Consider the following 16,294-nt stretch of genomic DNA (forward strand, 5'->3'; position numbering starts at 1 on the left):
GGGGCCGGAAAACTGTCGGTTGACAGGGGGCGGCCCGCGGACGTGCCTCCCACCCTGCTGACATCGACACATTCGGGAGCGTTCCACATGGGCATCGCGGTTTCCCACGACGACGCCGTCTCCCAGGTCGCGGGCACGCCCGCCGTACCCCCGGTCGACGACGCCGTCGCGACGATCCGCGACCTGCGCGTCACGTTCCGGCGCAACGGCCGTGACGTGCACGCCCTGCGCGGGGTGTCGCTGACCATCGGCAAGGGAGAGATCCTCGGGCTGGTCGGCGAATCCGGCTCCGGCAAGAGCGTGCTCGGGTTCAGCATGCTCGGTCTGCTGCCACCGCAGACCCGCATCGACGGCGACGTCTTGGTGGCGGGTTCGGACATGGTCGACGGTGACGCCAAGGCCATCCGCGCCGTGCGCCGCCTCGACCTGGGCGCCGTCTTCCAGGACCCGATGACCTCGCTGAACCCCACCATGCGGATCGGCAAGCAGGTCGAGGAGGCGGCGGGTAGCCAGGACGAGGCGCTGCGGCTGCTGACTGCGGTCGGCATCCCCGATCCGAAGCGCCGGCTGCGGGCCTACCCGCACGAGCTGTCCGGCGGGCTGCGGCAGCGCGTGATGATCGCCATCGCGATCGCCGGCAACCCCGACCTCATCATCGCCGACGAACCGACGACCGCCCTCGACGTCACCGTGCAGGCCCAGGTGCTGCGGCTGCTGCGCCGGCTGCGCGACGAGATCGGGTGCAGCATCGTCTTCATCACCCACGACCTCGGCGTCGCCGCCCAGATCTCCGACCGGATCGCGGTGCTCTACGCGGGCCGGATCGCCGAGATCGGTCCCACGGCAAGCGTTCTCGGAACGCCCGCGCACCCCTACACCCACGGTCTGCTGCGCTCGCGGCTGACGTTGACGACGGCCCGCGACCGCAAGCTCGCGGCGCTGGCGGGGTCGGTGCCCAGCGCCGTGACACCGCTGCCGGGCTGCGCATTCGAACCGCGGTGCCCGCTCGCCACCGACGACTGCACGACGTCGCCACCGGACCCGGTCGCCGTGACCCCCGACCGCACCAGCGCGTGCATCCTGCCGCTGGAGCAGGTGGCCGAGGAGCTCGGCACCAAGGCGACCAACACCGAGGAGCCGTTCCCCGAGGCCGCCGACGACGGCGCGGAGCTGCCGGCGTCGGTGGTGCTGCGCGACGTCACCAAGACGTTCACGGTGACCAAGCGCTGGCTGGACAGGTCCTCCGGCGGTGGGAAACTACAAGCGCTGCGCGGGGTTTCACTGCGCGTGGCACACGGCGAGTCGATCGCCCTGGTCGGCGAGAGCGGCTCCGGCAAGTCGACGCTGCTGCGCGCCATCGCCGGCCTGGAGAAGCCGACCACCGGTGAGGTCAGCCTGGTGGCGGGTCAGCGGCCGCAGATGGTGTTCCAGGACGCGGGCGCATCGCTCACGCCGTGGTTGTCGGTGGGCGAGCTGATCTCCGAGCGGCTGCACGGCAGCGGCATGTCGCGGGCCCAGCGCCGCGACGCCGTCGTCGAGGTGCTCCGGCGCGTCGGGCTGCCCGCCGAGATCGCGAAGTCGCGGGCCGGGCAGCTGTCCGGCGGTCAGCGCCAACGGGTTTCGCTGGCCCGGGCGACCGTCGTCCCGCCGTCGGTGCTGCTGTGCGACGAGCCGACCAGCGCGCTGGACGTGTCGCTGGCCGCCTCGGTGCTCAACCTCATCGGCGATCTGCGGCGCACCCTCGACATGTCCGTGGTCTTCGTGACGCACGATCTCTCGGTGGCGCGCGTCGTCGCCGACCGCATCGCGGTGATGTACCTCGGCCGCATCGTCGAGATCGGGCCCGCCGAACAGGTCATCGGCGCCCCGGCGCACCCCTATACGCAGGCGCTCGTCGACTCGATCCCCGACCTGGGCCGCGAATCCCGGGTGCTACCAGGCGAACCCGCGAGCCCGCTCTCCCCGCCCGCGGGGTGTGCGTTCCACCCGAGGTGCGCGATCGCGCTGGACGCCTGCAGCGGAGCCGACCTCGACGTCCGTCTGGAAGGCATTCCCGGCAACCCGCACCAGGTTGCCTGCATCGAGCGGAAGGCCATCTGATGGCGATCGCAGCAACCGGTGACTCCCTCGTCCGCGCGCGCAGTCTGCGGCTGCCCTCGCTGCCGCAGTCGCGGTCGACGATGATCAACTGGGCCGGCTTCTCCCTGGTGTTCGTCGTCACGATCGTGGCGGTCGCCGTGCCGTTGCTCGCCCCGCACGATCCGCTGCTGCCGGTCGGCATGCCGCTGCAGGCGCCCGGCACGCACGGATTCCTGCTCGGCAGCGACAGCATCGGCCGTGACATCCTCTCGCGCGTGCTCTACGGCGTGCGGTCCAGCTGGTACGCGGCGCTCGTCGTGGTGGCGGTCGGGTTGCTGTTCGGCGGTCTCGTCGGGTTGATCGCGGGTGCGACGGGCGGCTGGGTCGACGCGCTCCTGATGCGCATCACCGACGGCTTCCTGTCGCTGCCCGCGCCGGTGCTGGCGATCGCCGTCGTCGCCGCGCTCGGGCCGGGTTTCGTGCACACCCTCATCGCGGTGTCGATCGTGTGGTGGCCGTTCTATGCGCGGCTGGTCCGCGGTGAGGTGGCGCGGCTGGCCGCCCGACCGCACGTCGAGGCGGCGAAACTAGCTGGGGTGAGCCGTTTTCGGCTCGCCGGGCGCCATCTGTTGCCCGGTGCCGTGCCCAACGCGCTCGTCGCGGCGAGCCTCGACCTCGGCACGCTGATCCTGACCCTGGCGGCGCTGTCGTTCCTCGGCCTCGGCCAGTCCGCGCCCGCCCCGGAACTGGGCGCCGACTCGGCCCGCAACCTGAGCTACTTCCTCCAGCAGTGGTGGATACCGGTGATGCCCGGTCTCGGCGTCCTGGTGCTGGCGCTGATCGGCAACATCGCGGGTGACTGCCTGCGCAACCTGATGAAGACGAGCTGACCATGAAGACCTTCATAGCGACGAGACTGGCCGCGACGGTGGCGATCCTGATCGCCCTGACCGGGGTGATGTTCTTGCTGCAGCACATCTCGCCCATGGACCCGGTCAAGGCTCAACTGGGGGCTCAGGCCTCGGCCGAGGCGGTGGCCGCCCGCCGACAGGCGCTCGGCCTGAACGACCCCGTGCTGGTGCAGTTTTGGCGTTATCTGACCGGGGCTGCGACCGGTGATCTCGGGACGTCGTTCCGGACCCGGCACGGCGTCGCGTCGGATCTGGCCACGTTCTTTCCCGCCACCCTCGAGCTGGCGATCTACGGGCTGGTGATCGCGCTGCTGCTGGCCGTGCTGCTGGCGTTCAGCACCACCCTCAAGTGGCGCGGGGCAGGCGCATTGCGCGCGATCCTGTTCACCGGATCCTCGGCGCCCATGTTCCTGCTGGGCATCCTCGGGCTGATCGTGTTCTACAAGCAGCTCGGCTGGGTCCCCGCCAACGGGCGCATCAGCATTCCCAATCCACCGACGGGGCCGACGGGGCTATTGACCGTCGACGGGCTGCTGCACGGTCGCTTCGACGTCGTCGGCGACGCCCTGCACCATCTCATCCTGCCCGCGCTGGTCATCGCGATCGGCCCGGCCGTGGCGATCGGACGCGTGCTGCGCAGCAGCCTCATCGGTGACATCGACAGCGACTACGCGCGGACCGCGCGCGCCAAGGGGCTGCCCGAGGGCAAGATCCTCGCCCGCCACGTGCTGCGCAACTCGATCGGCTCGGCGCTGTCCATGACGGGTCTGCAAGTGGGACTAATGTTCTCGGGGGTGTTGGTCGTCGAGCAGGTGTTCGGCTGGCCCGGCATCGGCCAGTACATCTCGCAGAGCATTCCCGTCGCGGACTTTCCCGCCATCGCCGGCGTCACGCTGATGCTCGGCGCCCTCTACGTCTTCATCAACACGGCCGTGGACCTACTCCAGGCCGCCGCAGATCCACGCATCGCAACAACAGGAGGTTAAGTGCCGAAACAACCGCTCATCGTGGGCAACCCGGTGTTCGTCGTCGTCGACATGCAGGAGGGCGGCGGCCTACCCGCGGAGGAGATGGGCATTCCCGTCATGCCGGGCAACGCCGAGCGCGTCGCGGTCGCCGAGCGGCTGCTCGCCGCGGCGCGCGCCGCCGACGTCCCGGTGGTGTTCTTCCAGGAGGTGCACCGGCCCAGCGGCGTCGACTTCGGCCGTGAACTCGACGGTGTCGAGGGCGTCCATTGCGTGGAGGGCGAGCGGGGCACCGATCTGGAGCCGACGCTGCGACCGATACTCGACGGGTCGCGGCAGGAATTCCACCTCGTCAAGCGGCGCTACTCCGGGTTCATCGGCACCGAATTCGACATCGTGCTGCGCGGTCTCAAGGCCGACACGCTCATCCTCGTCGGCGGTCTGACCGACGTCTGCGTGCACTACACCTTCGCCGACGCCCATCAGCGCGACTACTACGTCCGGGTCGTCACCGACTGCGTCGGCGGGTCCTCGCAGTACCGGCACGACGCCGCCCTCGACGCCATGGAGTACCTCCAGACCGGCGCCCTGCGCACCAGCGACGAGATCCTCGCCGCGTTCGAAGCACTGACCACCCCCGTCCTCGAAGGAGCCGCACGATGACCCTCCGATTGCGCGCGGTGGCCGTGGCCGCTGCGGCCATGCTGGCGCTCAGTGGTTGCGGCGGTTCGAATTCCGGTGGCAGCAGCACGCCCAACGCCGCGCCGACCGACAAGGTGCTGCACCTGTCCTTCCTGCAGGACATCGGACAACCGCCGGACCCCGACGTCTTCTACGCCGGCCAGGGTCTGCTGCTGACCACCAACATCTACGAGGGCCTGCTGCAGTACAAGGCGGGCACCGACAAGCCCGTCCTCGAGCCGCTGCTGGCCACCTCGTGGACGGCGTCGCCGGACAACAGGGTGTTCACGTTCCAGCTCCGTCAGGGCGTCAAGTTCCACGACGGCACCCCGTTCACCTCGGCGGCCATCAAGGCATCCTTCGATCGCCGGCTCGCGGTCAACCAGGGCCCCGCCTACATGGTGCAGGACGTGGCATCCGTCGTCCCCCAGGGTGATTACGCCGTCACCGTCACGCTGAAGGCACCCAACTCGGCGTTCCTGGACTACATGGCCTGCCCCTACGGACCGCGCATCCTCAGCCCCGAGGGCTTGAAGAAGAACGCCGGCACCGACAACGCCCAGAACTACCTGACCACCCACGACCTGGGCACCGGGCCCTACACGCTGACCGACGCGCAGGTCGGATCGCACTACGGCATGGCGTCGTTCCCGGACTACTGGGGCCCCAAGCCGTACTTCGAGAAGATCGACATGCCGGTCATCACCGACGTGTCGGCGCAGCAGCTGCAGTTCAACAACGGTCAGATCGCGGCGATCCTGCACGACCTGCCGTCCTCGGCCGTTCAGTCGTATCTGGACAACAAGTCGTTCTCGAACTACTCGCTGCCGACGATGATGTCCAACTACCTGTACGTCAATCCGAAGAAGGGAATGTTCACCGATCCCAAGAACCGGACGGCCGTCCTGCAGGCCATCGACGTCGACCAGCTGGTCAAGCAGACGTACTTCGGTCGCGGCCAGGCCGCGCCGCAGATCTACCCGCCCAACATGATCGACGCGCAATTCGCGAAACAGGCTCTGCCGCATGATCCCTCGGTGCTGACCGCGCTGGCGGGTAGCCTGCCCGCGGATCAGAAGTCGCTCACCATCGGCTACGACTCGAGCAATCCGGACAACCAGCTGGTGAGCAATCTGATCCAAACCCAGTTGGCCGCAGCCGGTTTGACCGTCAAGGTGCAGAGCTACCCGACGTCGCAGATCTTCGGGTGGATCGGCACCCCGGCGAACGACGCGCCGGACATCCTGCTGAACCTGGGCTGGCCCGACGCCCCGTCGCCCTACACGTGGGGCCACATCTCGTGGGATCCCGACGGCGGTCTGAACTACCTCGGCTGCTCGGCGCCGCCGGTGACTGCCGCGCTGGCACAGGGTCTCCCCACCGGTGACTCGCAGGCGTTCTCCCAGGCCGGTGAGGAGGCCATCAAGACCGGCTGCTGGCTGAACGTCGCCGACGTCAACGACTTCATGGTCGCCCAGCCGTGGCTCAAGGGCATCGAGCAGGCCCACGTCGTGACCAACCCGAATTCACTTCGGCTGGCCGCTCTCTCGGTGGGCTGATGACGGCACTCGTGCGAAAGAGCGGGGTGCGCAGGATCGTCCTCCTCACGCTGGGGTGGGAGGATCTGCCGAAATCGGTGTCGGTGCACGGCAGTTCGCCCGAGCTGCGGATGCGTGAGCCGGTGCCCGGCGTGCTGCTGCAGACCGACGGCGGATGGGTGCTGCTCGATACCGGCTTCAACACGGCACTGATCCGCGACCCGCATCTGCGGCGCCGGTACTTCCCCTCGGTGGAGTACCAGCCGCTGCTGCCGGGTCCCGGCGAGCCGATCGAGGAGTCGCTGTTCGAGATCGGCGTCGACGTCGACGACATCCACGTGGTGGCGCTGTCGCACCTGCACGTCGACCACGCCGGCGGGCTCAAGTTGTTCGCGGGCAAGGTGCCGGTGCACGCGCAGCGGCGGGAGCTCGAATACGGGCTGTCGAATCATCCCGAGCCGGAACGACATTCGATCTACCGGGTGGACTTCGACGACCCCAACATCGACTGGCAGCTCGCCGACGGCGAAGCCGAGATCGCGCCGGGCATCACCGCGGTGCCGACGTACGGGCACACGCCCGGGCATCAGAGCTTCGTCGTCGAGCTCGACGAGTCGGTCGGTGGTGACGGCTTCGTCTTCGCCTTCGACGCCGCCGATCTCACCGAGAACATCGAGCACGAGCTGGCCATCGGCGGGTACATCGGCGTCGAACCGGAGGAGACCGTCGAGCCCATCCGCAGGCTCAAACAGCTCGCCAAGGACAAGGGCTATCCGCTGATACCCGGCCACGATCCGCACGTGTGGCCCGAACTGGCAGGCCACTTCCACGAACGCTTCGGGCCGCTGACTCCGACATGACCGCGCCCGTCATCGCCGACTGCGCCGGGCTGTGGCGGCGCAGCCTGCTGATCGGAGCCGACGGCACCCGCGACACCGGCGGCGATGTGCGGTGGCTGCAGGGGATCACCGGGTACGTCGACTCTCGGGGATTCGCGGGCCGACTCGAGCAGCAGGGCGACGTCTTCCACTGGCACCGTGACGTCGACCTGTTGCCGCCGGGGCCCTTTCCCGATGCCGGGGCCATGCTGTGGGACGGCGACGTGCTCGTCGAGACCGGCGTTCACGAGGACTACGTCGAGCACTGGGTGCGCGAGGACGGGCCGTCGACGCCCCTCGGAGCGGTCTTCCTCCAGGGGCCCGACGGTGCCGACGGGGTGTGGCTGCGCGTCGGCGACGCGTTCGGCTGGGCCGGTGGGGGCACCGTCGTCATCGGCACCGTGGGGGATTCGCACTGGCAACGCCTGAGCGACGGCCGGTCCGCGGCCGGGCTCGAGGTCGACGGGGCGACGTGGACCATCCAACGAAGCGAAGGAAGCATGCACTCATGAGCGCGTTCACGTCGGTGCCCATCGTCGACATCAGCGGCCTGCGATCCACCGACGACCACGAATGGTCAAGGGTGGCAACCGAACTCGGCACCGCCGCCCGCGAGGTCGGCTTCTTCTACGTCAGCGGGACGGGCGTCGACGAGGCGCGGTTCGCGCGTCTGCTGGCGGCCACCAGGGAATTCTTCGCCCTCCCCGTGGAGGAGAAGATGCGCAGCTACATCGGTCTGTCGCGGTGTCACCGCGGCTACGTGCCCGTCGGCGAGGAGGGGGTGGAGAACGGCGTGCCCGACCTGAAGGAGGCGTTCGACACCGCCCTGGACCTGCCCGCCGACGATCCCGACTACCTGGCGGGCAACCCAATGCTCGGGCCCAACACGTGGCCCGAACTACCCGGCTTCGCCGAGGCCGTCACCGACTACTACCAGGCGGTGCTGGAGGTCGGGCACCTGCTGCTGCGCGCCTTCGCCGTCGCGCTCGGCGAGGACCCCGACACGTTCACCCGCCACGCCGCCAAGACACCGAGCCAGCTGCGGCTGGTGCACTATCCCTACGACCCGAACGCGGTGGATGCGCTCGGCATTGGCGCGCACACCGACTACGAGTGCTTCACGCTGCTGAAGCCGACGGCGCCCGGCCTGGAGGTGCTCAACGGTGCGGGGGAGTGGATCGACGTGCCGCCGGTGCCGGGCACCTTCGTCGTCAACGTCGGTGACCTGCTGGAGCTGTGGACGAACGGCGCCTTCATCGCCACGAGCCACCGCGTGCGCAAGGTCGTCGAGGAGCGCTACTCGTTCCCGCTGTTCTTCAACGTCGACTACGACACCGAGGTGAAACCGCTGCCGCAATTCGCGTCACCCGACGGCGAGGACCGCCCACCCCTGCGCGCGGGCGAGCACCTATTCGCCCAGACCGCACAGTCCTTCGCCTACCTGCGGCGCCGCATCGAGAGTGGTGAGCTGGTGCTGCCCGAGGGATCGCTGCGGCTCAACCAGTTCGGCCAGCAGGCGCTGCAGGGCGTGGAGTAGGCCCGGTCTTGGCGGTACCGCCGGGTCTTGGTGGTACGGCCGGGTCTGGTGGCACTATCCCGTGCGCAGGCGTCATCATTCGTTGACGATCGTCATCACATGATGACGCCCCCGACTGCGTACCCACTCCCGGAGACCGCCGGAGAGTCGCGGCCGGCTCAGTTGATGGGCGCGTTGACGAAGCGTAGATCGGCGAGCATGCCGCGGGCGGCGACGAGGCCCTGGCCGGTCTGCCACACCTCGTCGTTGACGATGAAGACGCGATTGTCCTTGGTGGCAGACAACTTTCGCCACGCGTCACTCTCCAGCACGGCGTCGGCGCGTTCCTTGGCCGCGGGGGAGTCGAACGTCAGGTAGACGATGTCGCCGTCGGCCGCCGAGAAGTCCGTCGACTTGGTCACCTGCGACGTGCTGATCTCCTGGTAGGGCTTGTCCTTGAACCGCTGCGCGATGGGCCGGTCGGCGCCGATCGCGCTGAGCACGCTGGCGGGGAAGTCGTCGGTGCCGTAGACCCGCAGGGTGTTCTGGGTCAGCTGCACCACCGACACCTGATAGTGGGTCGCGTCGTCGTCGGCACCGGTCTTGGCGGCGGCCTGCTGGAAACCGGCGAGCAGCGCGGTGGCGGCGTCGTTGCGGCCCGTCGCCGCGCCGACGGTGCGCAGCGTGTCCTGCCAGCCCGGCCCCGGCGGACCGGTGAACACCGTCGGCGCGATGCCCGACAGCTCGCCGTAGGCCTCCGGCGTGAGCGCCTCGGAACCGAGGATGAGGTCGGGGTTGGCGGCCTTGATCGCGCCGACGTCGGGGGTGGAGCGGGTGCCCGCCGGCGGCACGGCGTGGATGACCGAACCGAGGTAGGAGGGTTGGCTCGACGACCCGTCGGCCAGTGCGGCGGCGACGATGCGCGACTGCAGCCCCAGCGCGCACAGCGCGTCGAGCTGGTCGCCGGACAGCACCACGATGCGCTGCGGATCGGCGGGCACCTCGGTGGTGCCTGCCGCGTGGCGTACCTCGCGCGTCGGCGGCCCGTCGTCGACCGGGGCCGGGTTGGGCGCGCAGGAGTCGTCGGGTCGACGGTCGTTGCCGAGGACGCCGGCGCCCGCGATCGCCGTGGTGCTGGTCACCACCGCCGACGCCGCGTCGGGGTTCGCCGGGGCACTCCCGCCGTCGTCACCGCACCCGCTGACCAGCGTGATGACGAGTGCCGTCACGATCGCCACGCCGGCGGCGATCGCACCCATCCGCGCTCTGGCTGCCGACACGCCGCCGACCGTACCAACGCCAGGTCAGGTGACGTCGGCTGGGGAGTTATTACCAATTACGACGGTTTGTAGGACCCATGGCGCCTCACGGCTCGGCGGAGGATAGGATTCAGGTCGAGCCTGCGGGACTGTCCCGTCGAATCTATGGAGGACCTGTTGGTAGCCGAAGCGCCCCCAATCGGAGAACTCGAGGCACGCCGTCCGTTCCCGGCGCGGTTGGGTCCCAAGGGCAATCTCATCTACAAGCTGGTGACCACGACCGATCACAAGCTGATCGGCATCATGTACTGCGTCGCCTGCTTCATCTTCTTCTTCGTCGGCGGACTCATGGCGCTGTTCATGCGCACCGAGCTCGCGTTGCCGGGCCTGCAGTTCCTGAGCAACGAGCAGTACAACCAGCTGTTCACCATGCACGGCACGGTCATGCTGCTGTTCTACGCGACGCCCATCGTGTTCGGCTTCGCCAACCTGGTGCTCCCGCTGCAGATCGGCGCGCCCGACGTGGCGTTCCCGCGACTGAACGCGTTCTCGTTCTGGCTGTTCCTCTTCGGCGCGCTCATCGCGATCGCCGGGTTCATCACCCCCGGCGGTGCGGCGGACTTCGGCTGGACGGCGTACTCGCCGCTGACCGACGCCATCCACTCCCCGGGCGCCGGTGGTGACCTGTGGATCATGGGTCTGGCCGTCGGTGGTCTCGGCACCATCCTCGGTGGCGTCAACATGATCACGACCGTGGTGTGCATGCGCGCCCCCGGCATGACGATGTTCCGGATGCCGATCTTCACCTGGAACATCCTGGTGACGTCGATCCTGGTGCTGCTCGCCTTCCCGCTGCTGACCGCGGCGCTGTTCGGCCTGGCCGCCGACCGCCACCTCGGCGCGCACATCTACGACCCCGCCAACGGCGGCGTGCTGCTCTGGCAGCACCTGTTCTGGTTCTTCGGGCACCCCGAGGTGTACATCATCGCGTTGCCGTTCTTCGGCATCGTGACCGAGATCTTCCCGGTGTTCAGCCGCAAGCCGGTGTTCGGCTACACGACGCTGATCTACGCGACGCTGTCGATCGCCGCCCTGTCGGTCGCGGTGTGGGCGCACCACATGTACGCCACCGGCGCGGTGCTGCTGCCGTTCTTCTCCTTCATGACGTTCCTGATCGCCGTTCCGACGGGCATCAAGTTCTTCAACTGGATCGGCACGATGTGGAAGGGGCAGTTGACCTTCGAGACGCCCATGCTGTTCTCGGTGGGCTTCCTGGTGACGTTCCTGCTCGGTGGCCTGTCCGGCGTCCTGCTGGCCAGCCCGCCGCTGGACTTCCACGTCACCGACTCCTACTTCGTCGTCGCGCACTTCCACTACGTGCTGTTTGGCACCATCGTGTTCGCCACGTACGCCGGCATCTACTTCTGGTTCCCCAAGATGACGGGCCGGCTGCTCGACGAGCGGATGGGCAAGCTGCACTTCTGGCTGACGTTCATCGGCTTCCACACCACATTCCTGGTGCAGCACTGGCTGGGCGACGAGGGCATGCCCCGCCGCTACGCGGACTACCTGCCCAGCGATGGCTTCACCACGCTGAACGTGATCTCGACGATCGGCGCATTCATCCTCGGCATCTCGACGATCCCGTTCGTGTGGAACGTGTTCAAGAGCTGGCGCTACGGCGAGCCGGTGATGGTCGACGACCCGTGGGGCTACGGCAACTCCCTGGAGTGGGCGACGTCCTGCCCGCCGCCGCGGCACAACTTCACCGAGCTGCCCCGAATCCGTTCGGAGCGACCGGCATTTGAGCTGCACTACCCGCACATGGTGGAGCGCATGCGCGAAGAGGCCCACATCGGCGGCGGACCGCACCCCTCGGGTGGCGACGTCACCGAGAACGAGTCCAAGGTCCGTACCTGAGCGAGCGGTAGGCGATTCTCAGGGTGGACACGTCGAGGGTGTCGGTGCTCATCACCGTCACCGGAGTCGATCAGCCAGGTGTGACGTCGGCGCTCTTCGAGGTGCTGTCGCGGCACAAGGTCGATCTGCTGAACGTCGAACAGGTCGTCATTCGCGGCCGCCTCACGCTCGGCGTGCTGGTGGTCGGACCCGACGACGTCGCCGGGGGCGCGGCGCTGCGCGACGAGGTGACCGAGGCCATTCGCGGTGTGGGCCTGGACGTCACGATCGAACGCAGTGACGACATCGCGGTGCTCCGCGAACCGTCGACCCATTCGATCGTGGTGCTCGGGCGGCCGATCACCGCGAAGGCGTTCGGCGTGGTCGCCAGGGAGGTCGCGGCGCTGGGGGTCAACATCGACTTCATCCGCGGCGTCTCGGACTATCCCGTCACGGGGTTGGAGCTACGCGTCTCGGTGCCACCCGGCGGGGCCTACGGCCAGCTGCAGACGGCGCTGGCGCGGGTGGCGGTCGCCGAGGGCGTCGACATCGCGCTCGAGGACTACAGCCTGTCGCGACGGGCCAAGCGGCTCATCGTGTTCGACGTCGACTCGACGCTCATCCAGGGTGAGGTCATCGAGATGCTGGCCGAGCGGGCCGGTGCGCTCGCCGCGGTCGCGGAGGTGACGGAGGCCGCGATGCGCGGTGAGCTCGACTTCGCCGAGTCGCTGCACCGTCGGGTCGCCACGCTCGCGGGCCTGCCCGCCGAGGTGCTCGACGAGGTGGCCGACCAGATCGAGCTGACCCCTGGCGCGCGGACCACCATCCGCACGTTGCGCCGCCTCGGGTTCCACTGCGGCATCGTCTCCGGCGGCTTCCGGCAGGTCATCGAACCGCTGGCGCACGAGCTGATGATGGACTTCGTCGCCGCCAACGAGCTGGAGATCGTCGACGGCGTCCTCACCGGCCGCGTGGTCGGCAACGTCGTCGACCGGCCGGGAAAGGCCAAGGCGCTCAGGGACTTTGCGCAACAGGCCGGTGTTCCGATGGAGCAGACCGTCGCGGTGGGCGACGGCGCCAATGACATCGACATGCTCGCCGCCGCCGGTCTGGGTGTCGCGTTCAACGCCAAGCCCGCGCTGCGCGAGGTGGCCGACGCGTCGCTGAACCACCCGTATCTCGACACCGTGCTGTTCATCCTCGGGGTGACGCGCGGCGAGATCGAGGCCGCCGACGCGGTCGACGGGACGCTGCGCCGCGTCGACATCCCCGACGCCTAGTTTCTCCCCGCCTAGCCCCCTCCCGCGAGCAGCCGCAAACGTGCGCGACACGCCGTGTGCCGGCGCATGTTTGCGTCTGCTCGCCGGGGTTAGACGACCACGGCGCCGACGTCCGGTGCCGTCGCGCCGGCGCCGGTGACGCTGCGCCACGCCCGCGCCAGCAGGGCGATGGCCTCGGTCAGCTGCTCGTTGGGCAGGGTGTAGGGCACGCGGATGAACCGTTCGAGCGTGCCGTCCACGCCGAAGCGCGGACCCGGCGGAATCTCGAGTCCCATCCGCGAGGCCGCCGCCGAGAGCGCCGTGCTCATGGGGGCGGGCAGCCGTACCCATAGGGACATGCCGCCTCTGCTGGGGTCGGGCCGCCAGTCCGGCAGGTGCTCGTCGAGCAGGGCCAGCAGCAGCGCCCGTCGCGCCAGCAGGGTCTCGCGGCGCTCGGGCATCAGCTCGTCGGCCTGGGCGAGAAGCGTTGCGGCAGCGAGCTGTTCGATGATGGGGGTGCCCATGTCGAGGGAGGGCCGCATGGCGCCGATGGTCGTCAGGGCGCTCCGCTCGGCGCGAATCCAGCCGATGCGCAGCCCACCCCAGCACGACTTCGACATCGAGCCGACGGTCAGCACCAGATCGCGTCGGGAGGTCATCGACGCGGCGAGCGGCGGGGGCACCTCCTCGTCGAGCCAGATGTCGGTGATGGTCTCGTCGACGATGGTGCGCGTGCGGGTCTCGGCGATGATCCGTGCAAGCCGTCGCCGGCCGTCGGACGGCAGCGTCATCCCCGTCGGGTTGTGGTTGTCGGGGATGAGGTAGGCCAGATTCGGCGACAGTTGGCGAACGGCGGCCTCGACGGCGTCCAGTTCCCAGCCGTCGCGGGTCATGGCGACCGGGACGGGCCGCAGTCCTCGGCTGGCCATCGTCGCCAGGGCGCCGTGATAGGTGGGCTGCTCCACCAGGACGCGGTCGCCGGGTTGGGTGTAGGTGGCCAGGATCAGCCCGATCGCGTGCAGCGCGCCGGTGGTCACCATGACCTCGTCGGGATCGGTGGGAAGCCCACGGGCGCAATATCTCTCGGCGATCGCCTCGCGCAGGGGAGCGACCCCGACGAGCTCGATGCCGATGTCGTCGAGGTAGGGCGTGACTCGGGCGGCGGCCTCGGCGAAGGCCCGTGCGACGGCGGTCGCGGGCGCGGCGAGGGTGGCTGCGGCGAGATTGGCTCCCGCCGTCCCGGTGAACGTGGCCCCGGCGTGCGCACCGTCGATCGGCAGGGCGGTCGTGCTGCGGGCGCCCCGGCGACCGTTCAGGTAGCCGTCCTCGCGCAGCTGGGTGTAGGCGGCGGTGACGGTGGTGCGCGAGACGCGCAGCGCGTCGGCCAGCGCGCGTTCGCTGGGCAGTTGAGCGCCGACGGGCAGGCGGCCGTCGACGATCAGCATGCGCAGTCCATCGGACAGCCCGTGGTAGGCCGGTCCGCTGCCACTGGTGGTCCGCCAGTTGCCCAGTTCGCGCGAGAGCAGGTCCACGTCGAGCCGTCGTCCACCCAGTTCGACACTCATCGAGGCCACTTTGCCGCAACTGGCTATTGATGGCAAGGCCAGTCTTGGCTCAGGATCAGCGCATGGCACGGAACTGGACCTCGAGGATGACCCGCAGGGCACGGGAGCTGGGGCGGGTCTACCGCATTTCACCCCGCATTGGCGACTTCGTCGCGGAGGACTCGGACTCCCGCCGGGTTCGCAGCGAGCTCGACGCCATCCGCGCCCGTTTCCCGGACCACGCATGACGCGCACCATTCGACGCGGGGCGGCACTGTTGATCGGGCTCACCGGCTACGGACTGTCGATGGCCGTCATGGTGCGCGCCGGCCTCGGGCTGGACCCGTGGGACGTGTTCCACCAGGGCCTCGCGGCCCGCACGGGCCTGACGTTCGGCGTCACGACGGCCGTGGTGGGCGTGGCGGTGCTGCTGGCCTGGATCCCGCTGCGCAACCGGCCGGGCGTCGGCACGGTCGCCAACGTCGTCGTCATCGCCGTCACCGTGGACGCGGCGCTCGCCGTCCTGCCCGCGCCGACCGCCCTGCCCGTCCGCATCGCCATGATGGTCGGCGCCGTCGTCCTCAACGCCTTCAGCTCCGTGCTGTACATCGGCGCCGGCCTCGGCCCCGGTCCGCGCGACGGCCTGATGACCGGACTGGTGGCCAGGACCGGACGCTCGGTGCGCCTGGTGCGTACGTCGATCGAGGCGACCGTGCTGGCCGCGGGGTGGCTGCTGGGTGGCAGCGTCGGGGTGGGCACGGTGCTCTACGCGTTCGGCATCGGTCCGCTGGTGCAGCTGATTCTGAGCGTGACGCCGGTGCGGTGGCTCGCCGTGAGCGGGTGGGCGTTCACCGAACCCCGCCTGACTACGATGGGCGAGTGCCGCCCGCCCGCTCCGACGACCGAGACGACCCCGTCGACCCAGACCTCCTGATCGACTTCGCCAGAGTCACGCTGCGTCGCGGTGGCAAGACCCTCGTCGGACCCGTCACGTGGGCCGTCGAACTCGACGAGCGCTGGGTGGTCATCGGACCCAACGGCGCAGGCAAGACGTCTCTGCTGCGCATCGCCGCGGCCATGGAGCACCCGTCGTCGGGGACGGCGTACGTCCTCGGCGAGCGGCTCGGCAGGACCGACATGTCCGAACTGCGCGCACGGGTCGGGCTGAGCTCGTCGGCTCTGTCGCAGCGCGTGCCCGACGACGAGGTGGTGCGCGACCTGGTGGTGTCCGCCGGCTACGCCGTGCTGGGCCGGTGGCGCGAACGCTACGAGGACGTCGACTACGAGCAGGCCGTCGACATGCTGGAAAGCCTTGGCGCAGAACACCTTGCGGACCGCACCTACGGCACGCTGTCGGAGGGTGAACGCAAACGAGTGCTGATCGCCCGGTCGCTGATGACCGACCCCGAGCTGCTGCTGCTCGACGAACCCGCCGCCGGACTGGACCTCGGTGGCCGCGAGGAGCTGGTGTCCCGGCTGGCCGACCTGGCCGCCGATCCCGACGCACCGGCCACCGTCCTGGTCACCCATCACGTGGAGGAGATTCCGCCGGGGTTCAGCCACGGCCTGATCCTGTCGGAGGGCACCGTCGTCGCCTCCGGCCTGCTGAGCGACGTCCTGACGTCGGACAACCTGTCGAAGGCCTTCGGCCAGTCGATCGCGCTGGACGTGATCGACGGGCGGTACTTCGCGCGACGGACCCGCACCCGCGCAGCACATAGGAGAGCCAAGTGAGCACACCCGACCCGCTCGTCCCGAGACCCGC

15 protein-coding genes are annotated in these 16,294 nt (G+C 69.3%); 13 read left to right on the top strand and 2 right to left on the bottom strand.

The window, feature by feature from the left end; translation table 11 throughout:
* Positions 1 to 87 precede the first annotated feature (87 nt).
* The 8 genes from G6N60_RS10030 to G6N60_RS10065 are packed head-to-tail and all read left to right on the top strand — an operon-like array spanning position 88 to position 8,589.
* A complete protein-coding gene (locus G6N60_RS10030; protein ID WP_163736035.1) occupies positions 88 to 2,100 on the top strand; it encodes a dipeptide ABC transporter ATP-binding protein in 2,013 nt (670 codons plus the stop codon).
* Positions 2,100 to 2,969, top strand: a complete 870-nt coding sequence (locus tag G6N60_RS10035; protein WP_163736038.1) for an ABC transporter permease — start codon at positions 2,100 to 2,102, stop codon at positions 2,967 to 2,969. Before G6N60_RS10030 ends, G6N60_RS10035 begins: the two co-directional genes overlap by 1 nt.
* Before the next feature lie 2 nt (positions 2,970 to 2,971).
* The gene (locus tag G6N60_RS10040; protein WP_163736041.1) at positions 2,972 to 3,976 is read left to right on the top strand and encodes an ABC transporter permease; all 1,005 of its coding nucleotides are present in this window, start codon (positions 2,972 to 2,974) and stop codon (positions 3,974 to 3,976) included.
* Entirely contained in the window at positions 3,977 to 4,618 is a 642-nt protein-coding gene (locus G6N60_RS10045) for a cysteine hydrolase family protein (protein WP_163736044.1), read from the top strand.
* A complete protein-coding gene (locus G6N60_RS10050; RefSeq protein WP_163736047.1) occupies positions 4,615 to 6,195 on the top strand; it encodes an ABC transporter substrate-binding protein in 1,581 nt (526 codons plus the stop codon). The genes G6N60_RS10045 and G6N60_RS10050 overlap by 4 nt, the downstream gene beginning before the upstream one ends.
* Entirely contained in the window at positions 6,195 to 7,034 is an 840-nt protein-coding gene (locus tag G6N60_RS10055) for an N-acyl homoserine lactonase family protein (protein ID WP_163736050.1), read from the top strand. The genes G6N60_RS10050 and G6N60_RS10055 overlap by 1 nt, the downstream gene beginning before the upstream one ends.
* Positions 7,031 to 7,564 (top strand): hypothetical protein, encoded by a 534-nt coding sequence (locus G6N60_RS10060; protein WP_163736053.1) that lies wholly within the window; start codon positions 7,031 to 7,033, stop codon positions 7,562 to 7,564. The genes G6N60_RS10055 and G6N60_RS10060 overlap by 4 nt, the downstream gene beginning before the upstream one ends.
* On the top strand, positions 7,561 to 8,589 hold the full coding sequence (locus G6N60_RS10065) for an isopenicillin N synthase family dioxygenase (protein WP_163736056.1): 1,029 nt from the start codon (positions 7,561 to 7,563) through the stop codon (positions 8,587 to 8,589). The genes G6N60_RS10060 and G6N60_RS10065 overlap by 4 nt, the downstream gene beginning before the upstream one ends.
* A gap of 158 nt (positions 8,590 to 8,747) precedes the next feature.
* Here G6N60_RS10065 and G6N60_RS10070 read toward each other — a convergent pair whose 3' ends face one another.
* Positions 8,748 to 9,827: an iron-siderophore ABC transporter substrate-binding protein gene (locus G6N60_RS10070; RefSeq protein WP_163743751.1), complete on the bottom strand. Its 1,080-nt coding sequence runs from the start codon at positions 9,825 to 9,827 to the stop codon at positions 8,748 to 8,750.
* A 177-nt stretch (positions 9,828 to 10,004) separates the two neighbouring features.
* Between G6N60_RS10070 and ctaD the strand changes: the two genes are divergently transcribed.
* Complete coding sequence (ctaD, locus tag G6N60_RS10075) at positions 10,005 to 11,747, top strand: aa3-type cytochrome oxidase subunit I (RefSeq protein WP_163743753.1); 1,743 nt, start codon at positions 10,005 to 10,007, stop codon at positions 11,745 to 11,747.
* A gap of 23 nt (positions 11,748 to 11,770) precedes the next feature.
* Positions 11,771 to 13,006, top strand: a complete 1,236-nt coding sequence (gene serB, locus G6N60_RS10080) for a phosphoserine phosphatase SerB (RefSeq protein ID WP_163736058.1) — start codon at positions 11,771 to 11,773, stop codon at positions 13,004 to 13,006.
* An 89-nt stretch (positions 13,007 to 13,095) separates the two neighbouring features.
* Here serB and yczR read toward each other — a convergent pair whose 3' ends face one another.
* Positions 13,096 to 14,550 carry a MocR-like transcription factor YczR gene (gene yczR / locus G6N60_RS10085; RefSeq protein WP_163736062.1) on the bottom strand — a complete coding sequence of 485 codons (1,455 nt, stop codon included), beginning with the start codon at positions 14,548 to 14,550 and terminating at the stop codon, positions 13,096 to 13,098.
* A gap of 62 nt (positions 14,551 to 14,612) precedes the next feature.
* Between yczR and G6N60_RS28130 the strand changes: the two genes are divergently transcribed.
* The 3 genes from G6N60_RS28130 to G6N60_RS10095 are packed head-to-tail and all read left to right on the top strand — an operon-like array spanning position 14,613 to position 16,263.
* On the top strand, positions 14,613 to 14,777 hold the full coding sequence (locus G6N60_RS28130) for a hypothetical protein (RefSeq protein ID WP_170312554.1): 165 nt from the start codon (positions 14,613 to 14,615) through the stop codon (positions 14,775 to 14,777).
* On the top strand, positions 14,774 to 15,463 hold the full coding sequence (yczE, locus tag G6N60_RS10090) for a membrane protein YczE (protein WP_163736065.1): 690 nt from the start codon (positions 14,774 to 14,776) through the stop codon (positions 15,461 to 15,463). The genes G6N60_RS28130 and yczE overlap by 4 nt, the downstream gene beginning before the upstream one ends.
* Complete coding sequence (locus G6N60_RS10095; protein ID WP_163736070.1) at positions 15,409 to 16,263, top strand: ABC transporter ATP-binding protein; 855 nt, start codon at positions 15,409 to 15,411, stop codon at positions 16,261 to 16,263. The genes yczE and G6N60_RS10095 overlap by 55 nt, the downstream gene beginning before the upstream one ends.
* The last annotated feature ends 31 nt before the right edge of the window (positions 16,264 to 16,294 follow it).

The organism is Mycolicibacterium madagascariense (assembly GCF_010729665.1).
GTDB lineage: Bacteria > Actinomycetota > Actinomycetes > Mycobacteriales > Mycobacteriaceae > Mycobacterium > Mycobacterium madagascariense.